Annotated in this window: 19 protein-coding genes and 2 tRNA genes; 10 read left to right on the top strand and 11 right to left on the bottom strand. The window is 46.2% G+C overall.

Annotated elements, in window-relative coordinates; all coding sequences use genetic code 11:
• Positions 1–108: 108 nt before the first annotated feature.
• Positions 109–1,107, top strand: a complete 999-nt coding sequence (gap, locus tag BMW79_RS27915; RefSeq protein WP_089901034.1) for a type I glyceraldehyde-3-phosphate dehydrogenase — start codon at positions 109–111, stop codon at positions 1,105–1,107.
• Between the two features lies 1 nt (position 1,108).
• On the opposite strand, the gene BMW79_RS27910 is transcribed toward gap, so the two are convergent.
• From BMW79_RS27910 to BMW79_RS27890, 5 genes are all read right to left on the bottom strand, one after another.
• Positions 1,109–2,092: a GlxA family transcriptional regulator gene (locus BMW79_RS27910; protein WP_089901030.1), complete on the bottom strand. Its 984-nt coding sequence runs from the start codon at positions 2,090–2,092 to the stop codon at positions 1,109–1,111.
• 107 nt (positions 2,093–2,199) lie between these two features.
• Positions 2,200–2,715 carry a hypothetical protein gene (locus BMW79_RS27905; RefSeq protein ID WP_089901027.1) on the bottom strand — a complete coding sequence of 172 codons (516 nt, stop codon included), beginning with the start codon at positions 2,713–2,715 and terminating at the stop codon, positions 2,200–2,202.
• A gap of 524 nt (positions 2,716–3,239) precedes the next feature.
• Positions 3,240–3,325: transfer RNA gene (locus BMW79_RS27900), tRNA-Leu, on the bottom strand.
• 17 nt (positions 3,326–3,342) lie between these two features.
• Positions 3,343–3,415: transfer RNA gene (locus tag BMW79_RS27895), tRNA-Gly, on the bottom strand.
• 131 nt (positions 3,416–3,546) lie between these two features.
• Entirely contained in the window at positions 3,547–4,380 is an 834-nt protein-coding gene (locus tag BMW79_RS27890) for an RHS repeat protein (protein WP_143059285.1), read from the bottom strand.
• A gap of 186 nt (positions 4,381–4,566) precedes the next feature.
• On the opposite strand from BMW79_RS27890, the gene BMW79_RS27885 reads away from it, so the two are divergent.
• The 3 genes from BMW79_RS27885 to BMW79_RS27875 all read left to right on the top strand — a co-directional run bounded on the left by BMW79_RS27885 (position 4,567) and on the right by BMW79_RS27875 (position 7,023).
• On the top strand, positions 4,567–5,565 hold the full coding sequence (locus tag BMW79_RS27885) for a DUF3667 domain-containing protein (RefSeq protein WP_177192362.1): 999 nt from the start codon (positions 4,567–4,569) through the stop codon (positions 5,563–5,565).
• Between the two features lie 9 nt (positions 5,566–5,574).
• Positions 5,575–6,354 carry an enoyl-CoA hydratase-related protein gene (locus BMW79_RS27880; protein ID WP_089901018.1) on the top strand — a complete coding sequence of 260 codons (780 nt, stop codon included), beginning with the start codon at positions 5,575–5,577 and terminating at the stop codon, positions 6,352–6,354.
• A 144-nt stretch (positions 6,355–6,498) separates the two neighbouring features.
• Positions 6,499–7,023 carry a hypothetical protein gene (locus tag BMW79_RS27875; RefSeq protein WP_089901015.1) on the top strand — a complete coding sequence of 175 codons (525 nt, stop codon included), beginning with the start codon at positions 6,499–6,501 and terminating at the stop codon, positions 7,021–7,023.
• 38 nt (positions 7,024–7,061) lie between these two features.
• Here BMW79_RS27875 and BMW79_RS27870 read toward each other — a convergent pair whose 3' ends face one another.
• The gene (locus BMW79_RS27870) at positions 7,062–9,341 is read right to left on the bottom strand and encodes a Tex family protein (RefSeq protein WP_089901012.1); all 2,280 of its coding nucleotides are present in this window, start codon (positions 9,339–9,341) and stop codon (positions 7,062–7,064) included.
• A 229-nt stretch (positions 9,342–9,570) separates the two neighbouring features.
• Here BMW79_RS27870 and mazG point away from each other — a divergent pair, with 229 nt between their 5' ends.
• Both mazG and BMW79_RS27860 read left to right on the top strand, forming a co-directional pair.
• Positions 9,571–10,341 carry a nucleoside triphosphate pyrophosphohydrolase gene (gene mazG / locus BMW79_RS27865; RefSeq protein WP_089901009.1) on the top strand — a complete coding sequence of 257 codons (771 nt, stop codon included), beginning with the start codon at positions 9,571–9,573 and terminating at the stop codon, positions 10,339–10,341.
• 22 nt (positions 10,342–10,363) lie between these two features.
• Positions 10,364–14,185, top strand: coding sequence for a sensor histidine kinase (locus BMW79_RS27860; protein WP_089901005.1), 3,822 nt, complete (start codon positions 10,364–10,366; stop codon positions 14,183–14,185).
• 212 nt (positions 14,186–14,397) lie between these two features.
• On the opposite strand, the gene plsX is transcribed toward BMW79_RS27860, so the two are convergent.
• From plsX to BMW79_RS27845, 3 genes are read right to left on the bottom strand one after another with little or no spacing between them, the layout of a single operon-like run.
• Positions 14,398–15,360 carry a phosphate acyltransferase PlsX gene (gene plsX / locus BMW79_RS27855; RefSeq protein ID WP_089901002.1) on the bottom strand — a complete coding sequence of 321 codons (963 nt, stop codon included), beginning with the start codon at positions 15,358–15,360 and terminating at the stop codon, positions 14,398–14,400.
• Between the two features lie 48 nt (positions 15,361–15,408).
• Positions 15,409–15,603 (bottom strand): 50S ribosomal protein L32, encoded by a 195-nt coding sequence (rpmF, locus tag BMW79_RS27850; protein ID WP_079473289.1) that lies wholly within the window; start codon positions 15,601–15,603, stop codon positions 15,409–15,411.
• Positions 15,604–15,615: 12 nt separating this feature from the next.
• Positions 15,616–16,158: a YceD family protein gene (locus tag BMW79_RS27845; RefSeq protein WP_089900999.1), complete on the bottom strand. Its 543-nt coding sequence runs from the start codon at positions 16,156–16,158 to the stop codon at positions 15,616–15,618.
• A gap of 248 nt (positions 16,159–16,406) precedes the next feature.
• On the opposite strand from BMW79_RS27845, the gene BMW79_RS27840 reads away from it, so the two are divergent.
• Complete coding sequence (locus BMW79_RS27840; protein WP_089900996.1) at positions 16,407–18,827, top strand: PAS domain-containing hybrid sensor histidine kinase/response regulator; 2,421 nt, start codon at positions 16,407–16,409, stop codon at positions 18,825–18,827.
• Here the strand turns inward: BMW79_RS27840 and BMW79_RS27835 are convergent, their stop codons facing one another.
• The gene (locus BMW79_RS27835) at positions 18,828–19,706 is read right to left on the bottom strand and encodes a fructosamine kinase family protein (protein WP_177192361.1); all 879 of its coding nucleotides are present in this window, start codon (positions 19,704–19,706) and stop codon (positions 18,828–18,830) included. It abuts the gene before it with no gap.
• Positions 19,707–19,721: 15 nt separating this feature from the next.
• Between BMW79_RS27835 and BMW79_RS27830 the strand changes: the two genes are divergently transcribed.
• Entirely contained in the window at positions 19,722–20,810 is a 1,089-nt protein-coding gene (locus BMW79_RS27830) for a DUF3810 domain-containing protein (RefSeq protein ID WP_089900992.1), read from the top strand.
• On the opposite strand, the gene BMW79_RS27825 is transcribed toward BMW79_RS27830, so the two are convergent.
• Positions 20,807–21,754 carry an arginase gene (locus BMW79_RS27825; protein WP_089900989.1) on the bottom strand — a complete coding sequence of 316 codons (948 nt, stop codon included), beginning with the start codon at positions 21,752–21,754 and terminating at the stop codon, positions 20,807–20,809. The genes BMW79_RS27830 and BMW79_RS27825 overlap by 4 nt on opposite strands.
• Positions 21,755–21,991: 237 nt before the next feature.
• Here BMW79_RS27825 and BMW79_RS27820 point away from each other — a divergent pair, with 237 nt between their 5' ends.
• Positions 21,992–23,131 carry an acyl-CoA dehydrogenase gene (locus BMW79_RS27820; RefSeq protein WP_089900986.1) on the top strand — a complete coding sequence of 380 codons (1,140 nt, stop codon included), beginning with the start codon at positions 21,992–21,994 and terminating at the stop codon, positions 23,129–23,131.
• 121 nt (positions 23,132–23,252) lie between these two features.
• Complete coding sequence (locus BMW79_RS27815; RefSeq protein WP_089900983.1) at positions 23,253–23,942, top strand: YggS family pyridoxal phosphate-dependent enzyme; 690 nt, start codon at positions 23,253–23,255, stop codon at positions 23,940–23,942.

Below are 23,942 nucleotides of genomic sequence, written 5' to 3'. Positions count from 1 at the left end.
GCAACGTTATGTGTCGCTTTTTAATGTTGTCCTAAATTGATTGAAATTTGTCATTTCGGACAAAACGAACTAAGATTACCTTTGTCATACAGTTTAAAATCAGATAGTATGATAAAAGTTGCAATAAACGGATTCGGAAGAATCGGCAGAATGACATTCCGGAAGCTGCTGGGTAATAGTGACGTGGAAGTAGTGGCAGTAAACGATCTGAGCTCTCCTGAAATGCTCGCCTACTTACTGAAATATGATTCCGTCCACGGGGTACTTCCACATACTGTTCATAGCACAGACAAATCGCTGACCGTAGATGGCAGGGTAGTGGCTGTATACGCAGAGCGAAATCCTGAAAACCTTCCCTGGAAGGCGCTGAATATAGATGTGGTACTGGAATGTACCGGTATTTTTGAATCGAAAGAGAAGGCCGGACTGCATTTAAAAGCAGGCGCCGGAAAAGTGATCATATCCGCACCTTCTGATAAGGACGTGAAAACGATTGTATACAATGTTAATCATCAGTTGCTGAATAAGGAAGATGTATTGATCAGTGCCGCCTCCTGTACTACCAACTGTCTGGCCCCCATGGCAAAAGTATTGAACGACCGCTTTGGCATTATTACCGGCCAGATGAATACCATTCACGCCTATACGAATTCGCAGCCGCTGATGGATACACCTGATCCTAAAAATGGTTTCCGCAAGTCGAGGGCAGCAGCCGACAGCATCATTCCCTATACCACGGGAGCAGCGAAGGCCATAGGTCTGGTCATCCCTGAGCTGAATGGAAAACTGGATGGTGCTTCGCAACGCGTTCCTGTTCATTCGGGTTCTGTGGTAGAACTCTATACCTTACTGAATAAAACAACCAGTGAAAAGGAAGTAAACGAAGTAATGAAAGCCGCCGCCAACGAATCATACGGCTATAACGAAGACCCCATCGTATCGCAGGATATAGTAGGAATGAGTTATGGCTCACTGTTCGACGCTACGCAGACGAAAATCACCGGGATGGGAGATAAACAACTCCTGAAAACGGTAGCCTGGTACGATAATGAGATGTCATTTGTTTCCCAGCTGATAAGATTACTGATCTGTTTCGGTCATCTATAAATCAGGCAAAGGCTTTCCGGTAGGCGGCCGGTGTAGTATTAAGGTGGCGGATAAAAAGCCGCCTTAAGCCATTGGCATCGCTGGTACCACATTCTGCCGCTATTTCTTCAAGACTTAAACGGGTTTCTTCCAACCGGCGGCGGGCAGCTTCCACCCTGGCTTTTTCAACAAATTTGGCAGGTGTTACGCCTGCTTCCCTGTAAAATACCCTGGAGAAATTACGGGCGCTCATGGAAGCCCTGGCCGCCAGTTGTTCAACGGATAAATCTTCATCGAGGTGTTCCTGGATCCACTGCAGACTATCTTTTACAGGTCGGTAATCCGTTTTTTGTGTCTGGAGGATATTGCTGAACTGGGATTGATTACCGGGTCGTTTCAGGTATAACACTAATATCCTGGATACTTCAATGGCCACCTCTCTTCCCAGATCTTCTTCCACCAGTGCCAGTGTAAGATCAATGCCGGTAGATATCCCTGCTGAGGTGTAGATATTGCCCTGTTTGATATAGATAGGGTCTTTCTCCACTTTAATTAACGGAAATTTTTCAGCAAATTGATCGTGGAGCTGCCAGTGCGTCGTAGCGCGGCGACCATCCAATAAGCCTGTTTCTGCCAGGATAAAAGCGCCTGCACAAATAGAAGCAATGCGGGGTTTCGATTTACTCTTATTGACCTTTTGTATCCATTTTAATATATGAGCTGGCGCTCCCTTCCTATATTCCCCTCTGCCGGCAATGATAACAGTTTCTATCGGGTACCGGATCCCTCCGATACCTCCTTCGCAGATAACAGGCATCCCGGAAGAAGTAGGTACTGCAGTTGTATCATCCATGGATACCAGGTGCGTGGTATAGTATTTATCTTTTACGGTTCTATATTTCATCATGTAATCGGAAGTTTTCGAAAAAACTTCCAGTGGACCGGCAACGTCTAACAAGGAGGTTTGCGGAGGAACGAGTATAACGATGTGTTTTGTTTTATCCATGTTGGCGGAAAATGAATATTTGTGTAAAAATAAGACATTTTGCGACAATGGTCGGGTGGCAGCACCTCTTCACTGTTTTCTTAATCCTTTTGCCTTTTGATATTGGATCATTTTTTTTGACGTCCGCGCTGTTTAAATTGCGCCCAGGATTTATCAACGGCAGCTCTCTTCTGCTTCAGGTACTCCTGCATCTCTTCACTGCTTTGGTATTCTTTTTGTTTATCATTTATGTTTTTGAGCGATATTAAAAATGCAACTGCACCAATCAGGAATAGTATTCCCCAAAAGGCAATTTTCTGATGGTCTGGTTTCCATTGAAATAACGCATTAATTCCACAGGCTCCACTCACTATTGCCAGGCATCCGGCTAATATAAATGGAATTACCGGAGCGAATGGAGGGGCCGGTTTAATGGGATAAACTACTTCTGTCATATCCACTTTTTCTTCCTCCTTTTCATCTTTCACTTCTGTTATCTTTGGTTTAGCCTCCTCTGTACTCGAAGTAGCAGCAAGTATGAAAAGAGCGCTGCAATAATTGCATTGAGCCAGATCGTTGCGTTCAGGTAAGAGTTTAACAGCAGAACTGCCGCATTGAGGACAAGTCAGAACAAGTATTTCCATAGATATAGCGGATAAGGTTGAAGTGTAAAATTAACAATCCTTGTGAGAATATATGCTTGTTTGTCTGGCTGGAGAAGTTAGTTTGGATGATGATAAAAGGTCGGATCAGTCCAGTGAAAAGTTCCGTTCGCATTGTTCTGGCGCGGGATTACTCAACATCCTTCAAAAAGGTAATGATGTGTAGAAATTCAACAACAAACCTTTTATATCTGATGAACAAATCTGACTCAATGTGCCACCTCTCAATTTACCGGAATAAACAGAAGCAACGGATATTTAAAAACCAGTTGATAATTCGGCATCTGTCAACAATGAAAAAGCCGTTTGAAAGGGTCCTTGCATCAACTTTATTCCTGCAGTTTCCCGTAAGTTGTTTGTTTTGCTATTTGAAGCTGTTAAGTGTTCGTACGATGCAAAACAGGTTAAGTCTACGTTAATATAAATATAGCATTTCTTTCATAAACAAAAAAGGCACCGATTTGCATCGATGCCTTCTAAAACCTAAGAGCGTCTGCTCTAAAATGTACCCCAGATGGGAGTTGAACCCACACTCGCATTGCTGCGAACGGGATTTTAAGTCCCGCGTGTCTACCAATTCCACCACCAGGGTCTGTAGGGAATAATCAGAGCGAAAGACCGGGCTCGAACCGGCCACCCCGACCTTGGCAAGGTCGTGCTCTACCAAATGAGCTACTTTCGCATTATTTTAAGAACTTTTTCCCTTCGTCTTTTTTCGTTGGGATTGCAAAGATAGGAATCTTTTTGAAGCTGCAAAATTTTTTTACTCCCTGAACCAAAATATTTTATAGATCTCGTTTTTTTAACCTGTATCTAAGGATTCAGCTCATAGCCATATTTTACCATGCCTAACAGCTCTTTTCCTTTGCCATAGCACGTTTCACTCAAAGGTAATCCATTCGCCTGATATTCATATTGCCAGATCGTATACGTCGACGTTTGTGCGTTCACGGTAGTCATCTTCGTGAGCTTTCCCTGTGCATTGTATTCAAAGATATAATCCGGTAGCATACGTTTCTTCGCAGGCTGATAACGGTACACGTCTGTCAGTCGCCCGGCTTTATCGTAATTATAGTAAATACGTGTCCCCCGGCGCTTATCCAGTTCTTCTGTTACATGCCCTGCACTATCGGTTTTGAATGCAACTACAGTAGAATCATTTCCCTTGCGCTGTGTCAGTTGCTGCAGGTTGCCACTGGCATCATAGCTGTAAGTCCTTGATTCATCAAAACGCAGCTTGCTGTCGCGGGCAGTGGAGGTACTGCTGATATATTGCAGACGTCCCCCGTTATCATAACGGTACAACGTAGTGGTGATACTGGCGCCGGAACTGTCTACGGTTTTGGTCAGCTGTCCGCCTGGGCCAAAGGTCGCAGTCATGGCAGAATAGCCGGTAGAGCTGGACTGCGTCTGCGTCTTCATCTGCCGGTAGGTAGGGTTCAGGGTCCGTTCACAACGGAAATCCCGGTCTTGTTCCATATTGGCGTCTAATGTCATTACCTGCTGGGTTTTTACCTTGTTAGCCTTCAGCAGCGCCATAGTGGCTGCAGTTTGCCCGGTATTGTAGATGTCCTGGAAGTAATATTGACTAAATCCTCTGACTGCAATGCCCAGTATACCCAGTGCCAGTAAAATCGTTTTCTTCATGCCGTATAAATCGCTGATTGGAAATGTTTCAAAGGTAAAACGCAAAAATCATATTAAAATTTTTTAACCGGACTTTCTCGGGAGATAATTCTTGTTTATCTTTCCACTGGCAGCAGCCTTATATCAGCCAACAATAAAAGGCAGACGACCAACCAAAATTAAGTTACAACCAAAATTCTGAATCGCTTGAAATCGCAACCTTTACGTAAAGATAAACATTGTCTTAACTGTGGCACCGAAGTGCCTGAACGCTATTGTACACACTGCGGACAAGAAAATACCGTCCCTCATGAAACATTCTCCCACCTGGTTAAACACTTCGTGGCAGATATCTTTCATTACGACTCCCAGTTCCTGACCACCCTTAAATACCTCTTGTTCCGCCCTGGATTTCTCACACGGGAATATATGGCCGGTCGAAGAGTACGTTACGTAAATCCCATAAAACTATACGTTTTCGTCTCCTTTGTATTCTTTTTTGGCGTTTTTTCGCTGTATCATGACGAAAAACCGGAGCAGGAGAAAAAGGAGGCTGCCCTCGTGGCAACCAGGAACAGCAAGGATTCACTTAGCGCAACAGATGGGCCGGAAGCCATCCGGCAGGCTTTTAAGGACGATAGTTCCGCCGTTGGAGAAAATATGAACAGGCTTGCAAATGACATGGATCAGGTAAGGACGGTCGCGCAGTTCGATTCCCTGCAAAAAGCCCTGCCTGACTCAGAGAAACTCCACGGTACCGCTCGACTGGCATTCAGAAGACTTATCGGCATCAAGGAAAAATATGGCGGTGATACAAAGAAAGCCATGATCGAAATGTTTACCCACAACATTCCAAAAATGATGTTCGTACTGCTGCCACTGTTCGCACTGTTTATGAAATGGATTTACGACAAGAAGAAGTGGTTATACGCAGACCATGCCATCTTTGCTATTCATCTGCACTCTTTTGCATTTATTGTCGGACTGGCAGGCTTCCTGCTTGATCTGATCTTCCATATCGACTTCTTTGTATCTCTCGCCTGGTGGCTGTTTTTCGGTTACCTCGTCCTGGCACTTTATAACAACTATAAACAATCACTCTGGAAGTCCTTTCTCAAAAGTATCTTCCTTTTTGTGGCTTATTTCTTTGCTATTTTACTCGTTTTCGCTGGTTTTGTTGGACTCATGTTTGCGATATTTCTTTAACTTTAAAGGATGCAACCGGAATTTATCATCATACACCAGCAAGTGGCGCCTTTTGTTGCCCACATCCAGTTAAATCGTCCAAAGGAATTAAACGCACTGAACCTGCAACTGATGGGCGAACTGAGAGATGCCCTGAAACTCCTCGATGCTGATGATACCGTCAGGGTCATTGTGCTCAGTGGTAACGAAAAAGCTTTCGCCGCAGGCGCAGATATCAAGCAAATGGCAGGGAAATCTGCCATGGACATGTACAATACCGATCAGTTCAGTACCTGGGACGCCATCAAAAAAATCAAAAAACCTATCATCGCTGCTGTCAGTGGATTCGCCCTGGGCGGCGGCTGTGAACTGATGATGCTCTGTGATATGATCGTAGCCAGCGAAACCGCCCGCTTCGGTCAGCCGGAAATAAAACTGGGTGTTATGCCCGGTGCTGGTGGCACCCAACGCCTGACCCGCGCAGTAGGGAAGGCCCTGGCCATGGAAATGGTGCTCACCGGCCGCTTTATAACCGCAGCAGAAGCGCTGCAGGCTGGCCTCATTAACCGGGTAGTGCCCGAGGAGCTGTTTTTGCAGGAGGCCATCAAACTGGCTGCTACCACCGCCGCCATGAGCCCCATTGCCCTGAAAATGGCCAAAGAAGCGGTCCTCAAAACTTTTGATACCAGCCTCGAAGAAGGATTACATTTTGAACGTAAAAATTTTTACCTTCTCTTTGCATCTGAAGATCAGAAGGAAGGCATGCAGGCTTTTATTGACAAAAGGGCTCCCGAATTTAAAGGGAAATAGACCCGACTTTATTGAAAAACCATTAAACTTTTTTATTATCTGACTTGTTAACCTTCCACTGATAAATCTGACTGTTAGCTGCCGGGAAAGTGGTGCCCGTCAGTTGTTGTAACCCCGTTACTCAAAATAAATAAAAATTTAACCATGACTGCAAGAAGGATTCCTGTTGCATCTCTTTTATCGTTTACATTCTATGCGCTTGCATGTAACGGTCCTGCACAGCAGGTAAGGGCAATTGTGCTGGCCGATCAGGCGAACTTACCCCCCACAGATACCATGATCGCCAGCGGCGATACCATTCAAACCGACATGGTCGCATCCTGGAACAGCTTCCTGTCCTTTCAGGGAAAATATGCCATGGAAAGCGGCCTGTTTGATCAGGAACCTCTGAAAAGCAGGTTTAAAGTACTGGTTGGAAAAGCCCGTAAATCCTTTTTTGAAAGACTAAAAGTATCACCACCTATCGAAGTGGAAAACAAGATACTTTTTAATGAAGGTTATATGCCCGGTAAATCAGGCTTCGATGAAGCCGCCATTGCCGTCGACCTGGACAGGGATATTATTTACATCGGCTTCACGGTCAACAGTAACCTGATGCTGTTCAGTGAAAAAGGAGATACCGATTACCCGGAAAAATTCCTGCAGTGGATGCAGAAATTCGAACGATAAAGAAAAAGGGAAGGCCGATCGCCTTCCCTTTTTTATGATTAATTATCAAATTTATTCTTCAACGCAGCCAGTTTCGCCTGGAAATCATTCAGCGGCGCTTCTTTTGCCGCCGGTTTATTTGCCCGCTTCGGCTGCTCCTGCCTGGAATCATTACGCGGCTCTCTCCGCTGCCCGGATGATGCCGGCTGCGAACCACTGCTATCTTTCATCGACAAAGAAATACGCTTGCGCGCGACATCAATTTCCAGGACCGTTACCTGTACCTTCTGATTCAGTTTAACTGCCTCATTCGGATTGCTGATAAATTTATTGGAGAGATGGGAAATATGTACCAGTCCATCCTGCTTCACACCAATATCCACAAAGGCACCAAACGCAGTAATGTTCGTCACTACACCCGGTAGTACCATCCCTGGCTTTACATCTTCCATTTTATGAATGCCTTCTGCATATTCAAAAATAGAGATCTCGTCGCGCGGATCGCGGCTAGGCTTCGCCAGCTCTTTTAATATATCTTCCAAAGTCAGTAAACCTACTTCTGCACTCACATAATCTTTCGGGTTGATCTGCTTGCGCAATTCGTCTTTACCCATCAGATCCTGCACAGTACTGTGCTGTTTCGCCGCCATTTCCTTGATCAGGTCATAACGCTCCGGATGCACCGCAGAATTATCCAGCGGATTGTCGCCATTCTCAATGCGAAGGAAGCCCGCACATTGTTCAAATGCTTTATCACCCAGACGGTGCACTTTCTTCAGCTGCATACGGTTGCTGAACGCGCCGTTTTCTTTACGGTACTTCACAATATTTTCCGCGAGGGAAGGACCCAGACCGGAAATATACGCCAGCAGATGCTTGGAGGCCGTATTCAGGTTCACACCCACATTGTTTACACAGCTTACCACCACGCGATCCAGGCTCTGTTTCAGCGACGACTGGCTCACATCATGCTGGTATTGTCCAACACCAATTGCTTTAGGATCTATCTTCACCAGTTCCGCCAGCGGATCTATCAGCCTGCGGCCTATGGAGATGGCCCCACGCACCGTTACATCATGATCAGGAAACTCCTCACGGGCTACTTCTGATGCAGAATATACCGACGCACCACTTTCATTCACCATGAATACATTGATCTTTTTACCAAAATCAATCTTCTTCACAAATTCTTCTGTTTCACGACCCGCAGTACCATTACCCACTGCAATGGCTTCGGTATGATATTTATCCGCCCACTTCTTCAACAGGGCTTCTGCATGTTCGCTCTTATAATTTTTCTCAAGCGGATAAATCACGTCGTTGTCCAGCATGTTGCCCTGGTTATCCAGCGCCACCACTTTACAACCGGTCCGGTATCCCGGATCTATCGCGATCACGCCTTTGGGGCCTAATGGTGCTGCCAGTAACAACTGACGCAGGTTTTCTGCAAATACATCGATCGCTTCCTGGTCCGCCTTTTCTTTTGCTACCGCCCTGAATTCATTTTCCAGGGAAGGACGCAGTAAACGCTTGTAAGCATCTGCTGCGGCTTTGGTCACCTGTTCTGCAGCCTTGCCTTTACCTACCACAAACTGTTTGTTGATCAGCGCAGTAGCATCTTCTTCTACCGGTGCAATGGAGCTGAACAGGATGCCTTCGTGCTCTGCACGTAATATGGCCAGTACCCGGTGAGATGGCATCTCACGGAGGTCTTCGGAAAACTCAAAATAATCTTTATACTTATCGCCTTCGGCTTCTTTTCCTTCTACTACTTTGGAGGTGAGCTTGCCGGTATGAGTAAATAGTTTACGCAGCTTGTCACGGCATTCCGCATTTTCATTGATCCATTCCGCAATAATATCACGCGCACCTTTTAATGCTTCTTCTGAAGTAGCTACCTGCTCATTGATAAATGTTTCCGCTGCAGAAAGATCGCCGTCCTGTTGCTCAAACAACAACGTCGCCAATGGCTCCAGACCTTTCTCAATAGCCACGGTAGCACGGGTTTTGCGCTTAGGTTTGTAAGGCAGGTAAATATCTTCCAGTTCTGCCAGTACCCAGGTGTTCTCCAGCTTGGTCAGTAACTCAGGTGTCATTTTCTCCTGCTCAGTGATCGTTTTGATAATAAAATCACGACGATCGTCCACCTCTTTGTAACGCTTCTGCAAGTCTTCAATACGGCCTATCTGTACTTCGTCCAGACTACCCGTTACCTCTTTACGGTAACGACTGATGAATGGAACCGTAGATCCTTCAGATAACAGGGTCATGGTACTTTCTGCCTGCTTGCCGGAAATACCTAACTCCGATGAAATAAGCGCAATGTGTTTCGGATTCATAAATCAATACATTTTGGGATTTTTTGATTGCCAGAGGACAGTTTTACCCGATAAAAATGTCCCCTCCAGATCATGAAATCGCTACCATTTAATAGCTGGCAAATGTAATTAAAATGGCCTTTTAACCAAGAAAAAGTATTCCCCATTTTTACACGTTCCCCGGCCCGTCCAACCACCGGACAGATCTATGAATATCAAAATCCCCAAATGATCCCTATTTTTACAAAATATGGAAAAGACAGCTACATTTGATCGCCTCCTGCAGATCATGGACGATTTAAGGGAAAAGTGCCCCTGGGACCGGAAGCAAACCATTCAAACGCTTCGTCAGCTCACTATCGAAGAAACCTATGAGCTGGCAGATGCCATTACCGACGAAGACTGGAAGTCCATCAAAGAAGAACTGGGCGATATCCTGCTTCACATTGTGTTCTATGCCAAAATTGGATCTGAACAACAAAAATTTGATATCAACGACGTGATCAACGGCGTATGCGATAAACTCATTCATCGCCACCCGCATATTTATGGCGATGTAAAAGCCGAAACAGAAGACCAGGTAAAGCAGAACTGGGAAAAATTAAAGCTGAAAGAAGGCAAAACATCCGTACTCAGCGGCGTCCCCCTTTCCCTCCCCGCCCTCGTAAAAGCCATGCGCCTCCAGGAAAAAGCCAAACAAACCGGCTTCGAATGGGATAATACCGCCCAGGTATGGGATAAAGTAAAGGAAGAAGTCAACGAACTGGAAGTTGCCGTCAACAGCGGTAATAAAAATGATATGGAAGATGAATTCGGCGACGTGATGTTCTCCCTCGTCAATTATTCCAGGTTCCTTGATATCGATGCGGAAAATGCCCTCGAACGGACCAACAAAAAATTCCAGCGACGCTTCCAGGCCATGGAAGTACTGGCTCGCGAACAGGGACGTACTCTCAACGACATGACTTTAACGGAAATGGATACACTCTGGAACCAGGTGAAAACCACAGAGCAATTGTAAACCTGTCTTTAATAAACCCGCATTGATCGATACTAAAGAAATACGGCTTTTTTTCCTGCGACATGGCTATCTGTTGATCATTGCAGCCTGGCTGTTTACTTTCGCCTTCCTGTTCAGCAACTACTGGTCTTACTACTCCTCCCCGCAGGGCGTGAAACGCAGCATGGAGAAAAGTATCCACCAACGGGAAAAGGCCTTCGGAAAACTGACAAAAGATACGGCCCTTACGAATTCCCTTTTCCAGCGCAGCTACGACCAGAAAACACTGGATGAACTCACAAGCATGGAGTATTACCTCTTTGCCTACGATTCCAACAATACCGGTATCTGGCTTACCTTCTGGAATACCAGCCAGGTACAGCCGGAAGAACTCCAGACATCCCTGGAAGATTCGCAGCGCTTTATGAAGCTGAAAAACGGCTACTATGAAGTTATCTCCCGGAAAGTAAAATCCGCTCCCGGACATGCACAATACCTGGTAGCCGTGATTCCGGTACGACTGGAATATGCCATCAGGAATAACTACCTGGTCAGCCACTTTTATCATAAGGAAGAACTGGGAGAGGAGTACAGTATTCTCCGGGAACAACCCGCTATGCTGGTACCGGAACATATTATTCTCCCGGTAAATAACGGTGATGAACAAACGCTGTTTTACCTCGATTATAACAGCGGGATGCACGTACATCATCCCAATAACCTGAGCGTACTGCTGCGGGTGTTAGGTTGTATCTGTGTACTCATCTTCCTCAATCTCTTCGCCACCTTGCTGGCCAAAACTACGAACCCGCTATATGGCTTCCTGTTCCTCTTCCTGGTCGTATTCGGCCTGCGGGTACTCAGCTACGTATATCCGTTTCCGTTTAACCTGAAAGAACTCAATATCTTCGATCCCAGGATCTATGCAAAAGATGAAATCTTTTATTCCCTTGGCGATCTGCTCATCAATGTACTGCTCACTTTCTGGATGATTCTCTTCTTCCGGGAACACGTTAAAACCATCAATCCGCCTGTTCTCAAAAAGAGATGGGCCCAGAGCGTAGTCATTATCGTTGCCAGCCTGATCCTCTACATCGTGGAGCAGTTCCTGGCAGATCTCATACAGAGCCTTGTTATAGATTCCAAGATCTCGTTTGACGTTACAAATCCGTTCAGTCTTACAGAATACAGCATCGTATACAGTATCATCGGGTTCATGGTGCTGGGCTTTATTTCCTTCAGCTTCCTGTTCTTCTCCCAGATCATCAACTACCTGCTGAATGAGCTCACCAATTTTCAGTACCGTACCAAATACATCTGGCTGGCAGCAGTGGGTATTATCTGGCTGCTGTTCCGCATCCATAACCCCGAACTCCCGTTCTCGGTAACAATGGTGATCTGGTTGCTGATATATATTGTGTTGCTGGACTTCCTGGCCGATCGCTTCGAGAGCAGTATGGCCACCGTGCCGTTCCTCTTCTGGCTCTTCCTGCTCACTATTACCACTTCGGGGGCGCTGGTACACTATAATAATCATAAGGAACTGTATGCCCGTGAGAAGCTCGCGGAAGACCTGTCCAGGCAAAAGGATCCTTATCTCGAAATGCTCCTGAATGATATCGGCAAAAAGATTGAACACGATGAAACCATCCAGTATTTTTTCCAGGATAAAAGCACCCGCGTTCACCGTAAATCCGCATTCGACGACCTGCTGCTCCAACGGTATTTCCAGGGATACCTGAGCCGCTTCAAAGTAGGTATCTATGCCTACGATGAAAATGGTACGTCCCTGTTTCCCGGTGATACCATCAGTCTGCTGACTTTTAACCGGCAGATATTTGCTGAATCAGAAGCCTCTCCTTCGCTCGTACCGGGCAACGATCTGTACTATTACGAACGGAGCTTCAACGATTATAGTTATATCGCCAAAAAGGAATTCCATAATACCAACGGCGAAGTAACCGGTTGGCTGGTGTATACACTGGCTCCCAAACCGGTAAGCAGCGACCGGCTCTATCCGGAACTGCTGGTAGAAGGTGATATGAGTGATCCCGGCCGTGAATACGCAGGCATCTATTCCTTTGCCGTTTACGATAAAGGTATTCTCGTCAGTAACAACAACGACTTCCCTTTCCCGATCCGGTTATATACACACGAGCTGCCGAATGCAGATGTGACCGTAAAATCTATCAAAGGATATTCGGAATTGATCTACCGCGCCACACCGGAGAAAGTGGTGATAGTGGTAAAGGAAAACAGGATGTTTGTGGAATTTATCACCCTGTTTGCCTATATGTTCTGCCTGTTCCTGCTCATCATTGCAGTGTACAAGGCATTCGACCTGCTTATCAAAGCCAGGATGCGGATCAGCAACCTGCGCACGCTGATCAACGTCAGCATCCGCAAGAAGGTTCATGGTACCATCATCTTTGTCGTTATCTTCTCCTTCCTGATCCTGGGTATCACCACCATCAAATTCTTTATCTACCGCTCCGAAATGCAGAACCGCGAGCGCCTGAGCAGAACGATGCGGGAGGTAGCCAAAGATGTGGAGAAGATCTTCGAGAACCAACGCGACCTCGACCAGGTAGGGGATATGTACGACTCCGAACTGCGGAAAAAACTGGCCAACTCCCTGTCGGATATTGCCAATGAAAGAGCGCTCGATATCAACATTTATGATAGCGACGGCAACCTGCAGCTCACCACCCAGCCTATGATGACGGACAAAGGACTGATCTCCACAAAGATAGATCCACAGGCCTATTACAGCCTTTTCCGGTTGGAGCAGATCCAGTTTATTCATACGGAGTATATCGGTGTAATGCCGTTGCTCTCCGGTTATATGCCGTTGCGTAATCACGACACACACGAAGTAATTGCATACCTGAACGTACCTTACTTTGCCACACAAACAGAACTGAATCAACAGATATCTAACTTCCTGGTAGCCCTGATCAATTTCAATGCTTTCATTTTTCTCATTGCAGGAATGGTAGCTTTGCTGATCACGAACTCTATCACCCGTTCCTTCTCCCTGGTAACGGAAAAGCTGCGCCATGTAAATCTCGGTCAGCGCAACGACGAAATAGAATGGGATAAAGATGATGAGATCGGTGCACTGGTGAAAGAATACAATAAGATGGTGCGTAAGCTGGAAATCAGTGCGGTGCGTTTAGCGAAGAGCGAAAGGGAAGGGGCATGGCGGGAAATGGCCCGGCAGGTGGCACATGAAATCAAGAACCCGCTCACGCCCATGAAACTGAGCATCCAGTACCTGCAGCGCGCCATCGCCGGCGACTCTCCAAATGTGAAGGAGTTGTCGCGCAAAGTAGCCGGCACACTGGTAGAGCAGATAGAACACCTTTCGAATATTGCGTCCGACTTTTCCGCATTTGCCCGCATAGGTGAGCCTAATAATGAAGAGGTATTGCTGAATGAAGTATTGTATTCCCTCACTTCTTTGTACCAGGGACATGAGGACTGTGAGGTAACGTATATTCAGCCGCAGCAGGACTTCTACGTCTTTGCCGATAAAACGCAGATGAACCGGCTCTTTACCAACCTGTTACTGAATGCCATCCAGGCTATTCCGGAAGACAGGAAAGGGCAGATTACCGTGCGGCTGCAGTTGATTTCCGGTGGTTCGGTGATTGTGAGTGTGTCTGATAATGGCGAAGGTATTTCTACCGAGGTGCAATCCCGCATCTTTGTGCCCAATTTCACTACGAAATCTTCCGGCACCGGCCTGGGACTGGCCATGTGTAAGAATATTGCCGAACAGGCGAGAGGGGAGATCTGGTTTGAAACCAAGCTGAATGAAGGCACTACTTTTTATGTGAAGTTACCTCTGCAGGGACATTAATATCTCCGGATAGGAATGGGCAATAACAGCATCTGAGATACTGTTATTGCCCATTTTCATTTGAACAGAGTATCGCTGGTATGAGCTACTGCAGGCGGTTCCTGCTAATTGCTCACCGGCGCTCATGTTATCATTTGCTTTCCGCTTCCGGATTCCGCGCATAAAAAAACCGCTTCCTTTCAGAAGCGGTTCTTTAAAAATTTTTTCGGCGTTTACTGCTGAGCATCCTTCGCTACAACTACAAAACTCTCTTTAATTTTCTCCAGCAGTTTGCTTTCGATCATTTGTTGGGATAGCTGTATCATATTTTTAAACGCTGTTCCTTTGGAAATACCATGACCAATAATAACTGGTTTGGAAACGCCTAAAACGGGAGTACCGCCATATGATTCTGAATCAAATTTCTTCATGTAATCATCCTGAATATTGCGTCTTAATGCGATTTCATGGAATGATTCGGCCATCTTAAGAACGATGTTGCCGGTAAAGCCTTCACATACAATAACATCTGCTTTTTCAGAGAGGATATCTCTACCTTCAATGTTGCCGACGAAATTGATTTGTTTGCTTTCTTTTAACAGCGGGTAAGTTGCCTGCGCAAGCAGGTTGCCTTTGCCTTCTTCCTCGCCGATATTCAGTAAACCCACCTTAGGGTCAGGAACCCCGAGGATATGTTTGGAATAGAGGGATCCGAGAAGGGCAAATTGTGCCAGGTTTTCAGGTTTGCAGTCGGCGTTGATACCTACGTCAAGCAAGAGGCCGTACGTACCGTTTTCACGGGGTACCAGAGTAGATATAGTAGGACGTTGCACTCCTTCTATGGCTTTAATGGAATAATAGGTGCCCACCATCATGGCGCCGGTATTACCTGCGCTGATGAAAGCATCTATTTTCTCATTTTTCAATAAATGAAAACCGATAGAGATGGAGGATTGTGGCTTCTCTTTCAGTGCCTTAGTAGGGTGTTCATCCATCCCGATTACCTGGGATGAATGAACAACTGAATATTTTGATTGGTCCAGCTGTGCCTCAGCTATTAAAGGAGCTAACTGTTGCTCGTCTCCAATTAATACCAGGTGCACATCAGATGCAACAGTGTCTAAATATAGTTTTACTCCTTTTACTGCTTCTGTGGGGGCAAAATCGCCACCCATCATATCAAGCCCGATTCTCATGTAACTCAAGGTTTGTTCTTGTTAGCTCGGGTAAAAATAGTAAAATAATTATTTAGCTGCGCTCTGTTTTTCCAACACTACCTTTCCTCTGTAGTACAGTTTGTTTTCCACCCAATGAGCACGGTGTCTCAGGTGCACTTCACCGGTTGCGCTGTCAGTGCTTAATGTATCCGCTACCGCCTTATAATGCGTTCTTCTCTTTGCTGATCTTTGCTGAGAATGTCTGCGTTTAGGATTTGGCATTTTATTTAATTTTTAATTGTCCTTAAATTTATCCAATCCTTTCCAGATTGGGTTATCGTTTTCTTTTGCCTGCTGGTTCATTTGCTCCAGCATTTCAATCACTTTCGGATTACAACCGCTTTTGCCATCGGCATTGTCAGGATGTATACGTTGCATTGGAATGCTCAGATGGATAAACTCGTATATAAATTCTGCCACATTCAGGTGGCTTTCTGTCTTCAATATATACGATACATCCGGATCTTCTTCTCCACTTGCCAGCTCTTCCGGATTTTCTACCAGCTTCACTATCTGGTTGAAATCATCCCATAGCTGCATCTCAAAGGGCTCTCCACACCGGTCGCAGGTAACAGTTACCTTACCACCTATTGCAAATTTCAGTAAAAAGAAGTTACTCTTCTTGTCCAATGTGAGATTCACACTCACCGCACAATCACTGAAATCTCTCGGCTCTTCAAAATTATCAAAGAAACGCTCTCCGATAGCATAATGAAATGAATGTTCCCCTGGGTTTAACCCTACAAAGGCTATATCAAATTCGCGGAGTGGTTTCATATCAATATCCTCACTTTTAGAGGGATGCAAAGGTAATTAAATATTTGCAATTGCAAAAATTTCATAAATTTGTTCACTAACGATATCTTATTTATATATATATTTATATCATAAAATATCAGCCATATTGATGTGTGATCATCAGGCGTGAGGCGCAAAGGTAAGAAATTCGGCCTTATCTTATACCTGTTTTTCACAATTCATCTATTTAACTTGAAAACCCGTAGTCCCCATTCCATCAAATAAAGATGAAGGCCACAGGAAAAAACAGTAAGAAAATAACTGCTACTGATAGTACCGGCATGCCGTTAAACGGAGCCCCGGATATCTTTTCCCTGCCCATAACTGCCTGGCTTAACAATACCAGCGCCGGTTTATTGGTCACCAATGAAAAGCACCGCTGCATCTGGGTAAACGACATCTTCAGCCAGTATATGAACCATCATACCCCCCTCCACTATTCCTATACTGAACTGATCCGCTACTTTAAACCTATGGTGGAACCCAACTTCCCCCTGGAAGCCAAAATGAAAGCCCTCCGCAAGGAAAAGAAACCCTGGTTCGGCTGGGAAGTACCTTTCATCAACGGGCAAACCTGGGAAATCAATTACCTCCCCATTTTCAATGGCGAAACATTCAGCGGCGCCATCTGGCAGGCCATCGATATTACCCGCCGCCACCATGTGCAGGAAGAAATAAAACGCAATGAGGAAAAATTCAGGGTCATCCTCAATAACCTCAATGCCGCTATGTGCGAAACCGATGTCAATGGTAACATTACCCGCGTATACGAAAGCTTTTGCCGCCTTTCCGGGTACAACGAGGAGGAACTCATCGGGAAAAACATCACCGATATATTTGTACCGGAAAATAACCGCGCCTTCGCCCGGGCGCTCCGCAGGAAACGCCTCGATGAAAACGTACCCCTCGTTTATGACATGGAAATAAAGCTGAAAGACGGCTCCAACCGATGGATCCTCGCCAGCTCCGCCAATATCTACGACCGGCACGGCAACATCACCGGTGGCGCAGGTATCCACATGGATATCACCCACCAGAAAAAGCTCCAGCAAGACCTGGAACTCGCCCGCCGCCAGGCAGAAGAAGCCCAGCGCGCCCAGAAAGATTTCCTCGCCAGCATGAGCCATGAAATAAGAACACCCCTCAACGCGATTGTGGGGATGGCCCACCTGCTCGAAGAAACCCGCCTGGACCCGCAACAACAGGAATATGTAGACATTCTCAAAAACTCTTCCGCCATACTGCTGGGCATTGTCAGTGATATTCTCGATATTTCCAGGATAGAAGCCCGGGAAGTTCAGGTTAACCAACGCGAATTCAACCTCCGCGAACTGATACAGTCTTTACGGAACACTTTTGAACACAAACTAGGCCGCCGGCCGGTTAAAATAACCGCCGAACTGGACCCCAGCCTCAATACATGGCTGATCGGCGACGATGTGTTACTGAACCAAATACTAATCAATTTGTTAGGAAATGCAGAGAAGTTCACCAACGATGGTGAAATTGCTATCACTGCCACCCAGGAAAGCTGGCAGGATAATAAACTCTGGATTCGCTTCCTCGTCTGCGATACCGGTATCGGCATCAAAAAAGATAAACTGGAACTGATCTTTAAAAACTATAAACAGGCAGAAGGAGATATCCGCGAAAAATATGGCGGCACCGGCCTTGGCCTCGCCATCGTAAAACAATTGGTGGAAATCCAGGGCGGAAACATCACCGTGGAAGAACGGACCGGGTTCAATACCTGCTTTAGCTTTAATATTCCCTTCCTCGACAGCCGCCGCCCACTCACCACACAGGCAGGTAAACTAAGCAGGAAACTGCTGCAAAGATCCTTTGAAGACGCAAGAGTACTGGTAGTAGAAGATAACCCGATGAACCTCAGATACATCATGAGCCTGCTGGAAAAATATAAAATCAATTACCAGCTGGCTACCAACGGTCCTGATGCTACCTGGTTCCTCGAAGCAAGACAATATGACCTGATCCTCATGGATATCCGCATTCCGGGCATGAACGGCCTGGAACTCGCCCAGAAGATCAGGGCCGATGAAGATCAACCCAATGTAGCAACTCCCGTTATCGCCACCACCGCCGTGGCCATGGAAAGTACCGCTACAATGGCCAGAGCCGCAGGAATAACAGATATACTGACCAAACCCTATACACCGGATCAGTTACTACAGATTTTTAATAAATATCTCAACGAAGACGAAACAGAACTAATAATGGAAGAAGTGCAGAACCTTAGCGGATTTGAGTTTAACAACGATTTGGATGTCAAATATCTCACAGACCTCTATGAGAGTAATATTTCCTATGCCGCAGACCTATTTGAAATTTTTATCAGAACTATCCGGGATGAAATAGTCAAGCTACAGGGAATGGTCGATAACCAGAAATGGGAAGACATGAAATTCCAGGTACACAAACTCAAACCAAATTTTGCCATGGTAGGCCTTACCTGGATCAGCGCCAAAATGCAGGAACTGGAAAACTACCTCCGGATCAACCAGGAAACCTATGCCACCGATATTACCCGGCTTTTTAATGAAATTAAGGAAGACGTAAATAAGTTTTATCCCCTCGTGGAAGAAGAATATGGCAAAATGCGTGATTTTATTGATACACCCAGCGAATAATCAATAAGATTGTAATACCTCCCGGATACTGTTGTAGTAATTACCCCCGAACAAAATATAATGCACCATCAACGGATATAACTGGCAGATGCCTATCCGCTGTTGCCACCCCGGCGACAAGGGATAGGCCGCCTGGTATGCGTAGTAAAAACGTGTGTCAAATCCACCGAAGAGCCGCGTCATGGCAAGATCCATCTCCCGATGTCCATAATACACCGCCGGGTCAAAAATACAGGCCTTCCCGTTGCTCCCCACCATAAAATTACCCGACCACAGATCTCCGTGTAACAACGCCGGCGCCTCCACCGGGAACAATTGCGGCAACTGCCGGCACAACCGCTCTACCTGCTGCACCATCTGCTGATCCACCAATTGCTGGTCATAAGCCATCCGGATCAACGGCAATAAACGGTTGAACGCATAAAATACCGTCCAGCTGCTATAAGGCGTATTATATTGCTTTAAACTTCCCACATAATTGGGGCCCGGATACCCAAAATGGGGCCGCGTTACCCGGTGCTGCTTCGCCAGCGACACCGCAAAGTCATCCCAGAAATCGGTTACCGCCTGCCCCTTCGTCAGGAATTCCTGCAACAGGTAAGCCTTCCCGTTCACACTCCCGTAACCCAGCGGCTTCGGCGTACGCAACGCCCCGGCCCCCTGCAGTTCCTGCAACCCAGCATACTCCTGCGCAAACATATCCGGATACTTCCGGGCATCATTCATCTTGATAAAAAAATACCCTTCGTTGGTGGCTATACGAAAAGATTCGTTAATATCGCCACCATGCACGCTTTTTGCATCATTAATATGTATTTTTACTTTCAAATGTTCGGAAAGTGCAACGCTTAACTGTTTTTGTAGAATTTCATCTATCATGTTCCGCCACATTATATGGAGACAAGAGTCAGGATTAAAAAGAAAATTGTCCGTATTGTACTAACACTTACGGCTATACTGTTGTTGAAAGGATTTTTCGCCTGGAGTAACCGCTTCAGTGATTTCTACTTTCATAGGTGGTATGAGTGGAGTAGTGTGGCGTTCAGACAAGTAACAGGTATAGTACCATTTAGCATTGGCGATGTAATATATACTGCCTGGATTATCGGAGGAATACTTTATTTGTTAAAACTATGTTATAAACTCTTCCGGGGAGCCTGGGAAGCCCTCGGCCTCCAGGTTTTAAGCGGTATCAGCTTCCTGCTCAGCGCTTACCTGGCCTTCCTCGTCCTCTGGGGCTTCAACTACGAACGCAACTCGCTCACCTACGATACACACCTCGTTACAGGGCCATATAATACGCAACAGCTCTATCAGTTGTCGGATACCTTACTGCAACTGGTGAACCAGGAAAAGGCCAACACCGGCGACACCATCGGTACCATGAAAACAGATACCAGTGGTAAACCCGTGTTCGAAAAGGCCATCGCAGCCTACGAGGCTGCTGCCAGAACCTGGCCTGCCCTGCGTTACCGCGCTCCCAGTGTAAAACCTGCCATGTTTGGCCACTGGCTCAACTATCCCGGTGTAACAGGCTATCTCAACCCATTTACCAACGAAGCACAGGTAAATACCACCGTGCCCGATGTGATCCTGCCATTCGTATCCTGTCATGAAATTGCACACCAGATCGGATATGCACCGGAAGAAGAAGCAAACTTTGTAGGTTACCTGGCCGCTACCAGCATCCCGGATAGCCATTTCCGTTATGCCGCCAATTTTGATATGTTCCTGTATAGCGTGCGTCAGCTCGCCCGCCGCGATTCTACCCTCGCCCACAATATCTGGAAAAGGGCCGTCCCTGGTGTGAAAGCAGATTATAAAGCCATCATCGATTTCTATGAACCCTATACAGGGAAAGTGGAAGATTACTCCTCCGTGCTATACGACCGGTACCTCAAAGCCAATAAACAGGATAAGGGTATCCGCAGTTATAGTGAAGTAACCGGCTGGCTTGTGGCTTATTTTAAGATCAAACCCTAGTTCATCATCAGCACATTCACACTGCGTTGCAGGATGTTAAAGGCAATTTCTGCCATCAGGTTCTCCCGGTCAAGGGTAGGATTCACTTCTGTAATCTCAAAACAGCAGATTTTACGGTGCTGCATAAATTTGGCAATCAGATCTTCCGCCTCCCGCTCTCTTAATCCGTTACTTACAGGTGTACCGGTGCCTTTGGAGATGGAGGCGTCCAGGCTGTCCACATCAAAAGAAACATAGATATACTCACAATCACTGAGATAACGGAATACAGAACGCGAAATATTCTCCGGACCCTTGCGGCGTACCTCGCTGGTGGTAATTACCTTCATCCCGTATTGCTTGATCAGGTAATCTTCTTCCTTTTCATAATCCCTCAGGGAAATGAATACAATATCTTCCGGTAATACTTTGGGGGCTATTTTGCCGATGTTTTTCAAAGCATTCCACATCTTGACCGTATTCTCATCCAGGTCATGCACCTTACAGTCCATATTGTCTTCTGCAATAGCGGTGGCCAGCGGCATCCCGTGCATATTGCCCGAAGGCGTGGTATAAGGCGTATGCAGATCGGCATGGGCGTCTATCCAGATCACTCCCAGTTTGGCTTTGGGATGCGCCATTTTCAGACCCGCAATGGTGGCTCCTGCCGTACTGTGATCACCTGATAATAATACCGGGAACCAGTTGGCCTTCACCGTTTCGCACACACTTTTGCTGATGCGCTCATACATATTGAAGGTGCCTTTGATCCTTTTGGCGTAGGGCGACTCAATCGGTTCAAATAGCAGCTTGTTTTCCGTTTCGATGGCTTCGGTGGGGAAATGCACAAAAAAGTTGCTCATAAAGTCCAGCGCGGCAATCTTAATGGCGTCTACACCCAAACTGGCGCCGCGTGTTCCTGCTCCTATTTCTGATTTTACTTCTATTATTTTAATATTCTTCATAAAAACATCATTACAGGCAAGCTACAGGTTTTTATGTGAACACCCAAAGCAACAGAACGTGTAATGGTGGAAAAATTGCATATAATAGGTGAATCAAATCCAATACAGTAGCGTTATCGTAGCGATTTGTTCAATATTTTCCCGGTTCTGGTTGACAACGTTGAATTTTAATCCGGCTATTTTTTTAGGTGCTTATTTATAAATAATTTGGGTCTATTACTATATAAAATTAAAACCATGGATTTTCAACTGACGGAAGAGCACCTGATGATACAAAAAGCTGCACGCGATTTTGCTGTCAATGAGTTGCTGCCCGGTGTTATAGAAAGGGATGAACACCAGAAATTCCCTGCTGAACAGATCAAGAAGCTGGGAGAACTCGGTTTCCTGGGCATGATGGTGAGTCCGAAGTACGGAGGAGCCGGCCTGGACACCATTTCCTATGTACTGGCAATGGAAGAAATCTCTAAAATAGACGCCTCTGCTTCCGTAGTCATGAGCGTAAACAACTCACTTGTTTGCTGGGGCCTCGAAACATTTGGTACGGAAGAACAAAAACAGAAATACCTGGTGCCACTGGCCTCCGGCCAGGTTATCGGCGCCTTTATGTTAAGTGAACCGGAAGCGGGCTCTGATGCTACTTCCCAGCGCACTACCGCAGAAGATAAAGGAGATCATTACCTTCTCAATGGCACCAAAAACTGGATTACCAACGGTAATTCCGCCAGTGTATACCTGGTAATGGCCCAAACCCATCCGGAAAAAGGCAGCAAAGGTATCAACGCCCTGATCGTGGAAAAAGATATGCCCGGTGTAACCATCGGCGCAAAAGAAAATAAACTGGGTATCCGTGGCTCCGATACCCACAGCGTAATGTTCCAGGACGTAAAAGTTCCTAAGGAAAACAGGATAGGAGAGGACGGCTTCGGGTTTAAATTTGCCATGAAAACCCTGGCCGGCGGCCGTATCGGCATTGCTTCCCAGGCATTGGGCATCGCCAGCGGCGCCTATGAACTGGCCCTGAAATATTCCAAAGAAAGAAAAGCTTTTGGTAAAGAAATCTCCCAGCATCAGGCCATCCAGTTCAAACTGGCCGATATGGCCACCCGCATAGAAGGCGCACGCCTCTTATGTCTGAAAGCCGCATGGGATAAAGATCAGCATAACGACTACACCCTCAGCAGTTCCATGGCAAAGGTATTTGCGTCTGAAGCAGCCATGTGGGTAAGCACGGAAGCTGTGCAGGTGCATGGTGGCTATGGATATGTGAAAGAGTACCACGTGGAGCGCCTGATGCGTGACGCCAAGATCACCCAGATCTATGAAGGTACTTCGGAAGTACAACGCATCGTGATCAGCAGGGCCATCCTGAGCTAAAATTTTGTATTCCGGGAGATTGGAATCCGCAAGGTGATTCCAATCTCCCCGGATAGTTCGCCGTTTTCCCCATACTCCCTTCTCCATCGGCAGTAACACAAATTCCGCGTATATTTGCCCGATGGCAATTAATCTCGACGCATACAACGAAGTCCTTTCCCGGCTGAAACCATATCATGCCCGGCTGGTAGCTGTTTCCAAAACGAAACCGGCGGAAGATATTGCAGCATTTTACGCAGCAGGACAAAGGATCTTCGGAGAAAACTACGTACAGGAACTTACCGAAAAACAAGCCCTTTTACCGGCAGATATTGAATGGCATTTTATTGGTCACCTGCAATCCAATAAAGTAAAATTCATTGCGCCATTTGTACATACCATTCATGCAGTGGATAGCTTGAAACTGCTGCAGGAAATCAATAAACAGGCGGCCAAACAGCAGCGCATCATTTATTGCCTGTTACAGGTACACATTGCAGCAGAAGAAACAAAGTTTGGTATGGATGAACAGGAGTTACAGCAACTGTTACAGGCATACCAGGCCGATCCTTCCGCTTTTTCACAGGTGCGCATTGCCGGCATGATGGGAATGGCCACTAACACCACCAACGAAACACAGATCCGTAAAGAGTTCCACCAGCTCCAACAGTTATTCGGATCCGTTAAAACCACTTATTTTAACAACGAAACGTACTTTAAAGAACTGTCCATCGGGATGAGCGCCGACTACCAACTGGCCCTGCAGGAAGGGAGTACCCTGGTACGTATCGGCAGCCTGCTCTTTGGCGAAAGGAACTATTCACAAATGTAG

This window comes from Chitinophaga arvensicola (assembly GCF_900110835.1).
Lineage (GTDB): Bacteria > Bacteroidota > Bacteroidia > Chitinophagales > Chitinophagaceae > Chitinophaga > Chitinophaga arvensicola.
The sequence above is the reverse complement of the archived record's forward strand: the minus strand, read 5'-3'. Positions and strand labels throughout refer to the sequence as shown.

What these genes read in the sequence shown, in the direction of transcription:
- gap (WP_089901034.1), top strand. Translation starts at nt 109, where the DNA reads ATGATAAAAGTTGCAATAAACGGATTCGGAAGAATCGGCAGAATGACA.
- BMW79_RS27910 (WP_089901030.1), bottom strand. Translation starts at nt 2,092, where the DNA reads ATGGATAAAACAAAACACATCGTTATACTCGTTCCTCCGCAAACCTCC.
- BMW79_RS27905 (WP_089901027.1), bottom strand. Translation starts at nt 2,715, where the DNA reads ATGGAAATACTTGTTCTGACTTGTCCTCAATGCGGCAGTTCTGCTGTT.
- BMW79_RS27890 (WP_143059285.1), bottom strand. Translation starts at nt 4,380, where the DNA reads ATGAAGAAAACGATTTTACTGGCACTGGGTATACTGGGCATTGCAGTC.
- BMW79_RS27880 (WP_089901018.1), top strand. Translation starts at nt 5,575, where the DNA reads ATGCAACCGGAATTTATCATCATACACCAGCAAGTGGCGCCTTTTGTT.
- BMW79_RS27875 (WP_089901015.1), top strand. Translation starts at nt 6,499, where the DNA reads ATGACTGCAAGAAGGATTCCTGTTGCATCTCTTTTATCGTTTACATTC.
- BMW79_RS27870 (WP_089901012.1), bottom strand. Translation starts at nt 9,341, where the DNA reads ATGAATCCGAAACACATTGCGCTTATTTCATCGGAGTTAGGTATTTCC.
- mazG (WP_089901009.1), top strand. Translation starts at nt 9,571, where the DNA reads ATGGAAAAGACAGCTACATTTGATCGCCTCCTGCAGATCATGGACGAT.
- plsX (WP_089901002.1), bottom strand. Translation starts at nt 15,360, where the DNA reads ATGAGAATCGGGCTTGATATGATGGGTGGCGATTTTGCCCCCACAGAA.
- rpmF (WP_079473289.1), bottom strand. Translation starts at nt 15,603, where the DNA reads ATGCCAAATCCTAAACGCAGACATTCTCAGCAAAGATCAGCAAAGAGA.
- BMW79_RS27845 (WP_089900999.1), bottom strand. Translation starts at nt 16,158, where the DNA reads ATGAAACCACTCCGCGAATTTGATATAGCCTTTGTAGGGTTAAACCCA.
- BMW79_RS27840 (WP_089900996.1), top strand. Translation starts at nt 16,407, where the DNA reads ATGAAGGCCACAGGAAAAAACAGTAAGAAAATAACTGCTACTGATAGT.
- BMW79_RS27835 (WP_177192361.1), bottom strand. Translation starts at nt 19,706, where the DNA reads ATGATAGATGAAATTCTACAAAAACAGTTAAGCGTTGCACTTTCCGAA.
- BMW79_RS27830 (WP_089900992.1), top strand. Translation starts at nt 19,722, where the DNA reads ATGGAGACAAGAGTCAGGATTAAAAAGAAAATTGTCCGTATTGTACTA.
- BMW79_RS27825 (WP_089900989.1), bottom strand. Translation starts at nt 21,754, where the DNA reads ATGAAGAATATTAAAATAATAGAAGTAAAATCAGAAATAGGAGCAGGA.
- BMW79_RS27820 (WP_089900986.1), top strand. Translation starts at nt 21,992, where the DNA reads ATGGATTTTCAACTGACGGAAGAGCACCTGATGATACAAAAAGCTGCA.
- BMW79_RS27815 (WP_089900983.1), top strand. Translation starts at nt 23,253, where the DNA reads ATGGCAATTAATCTCGACGCATACAACGAAGTCCTTTCCCGGCTGAAA.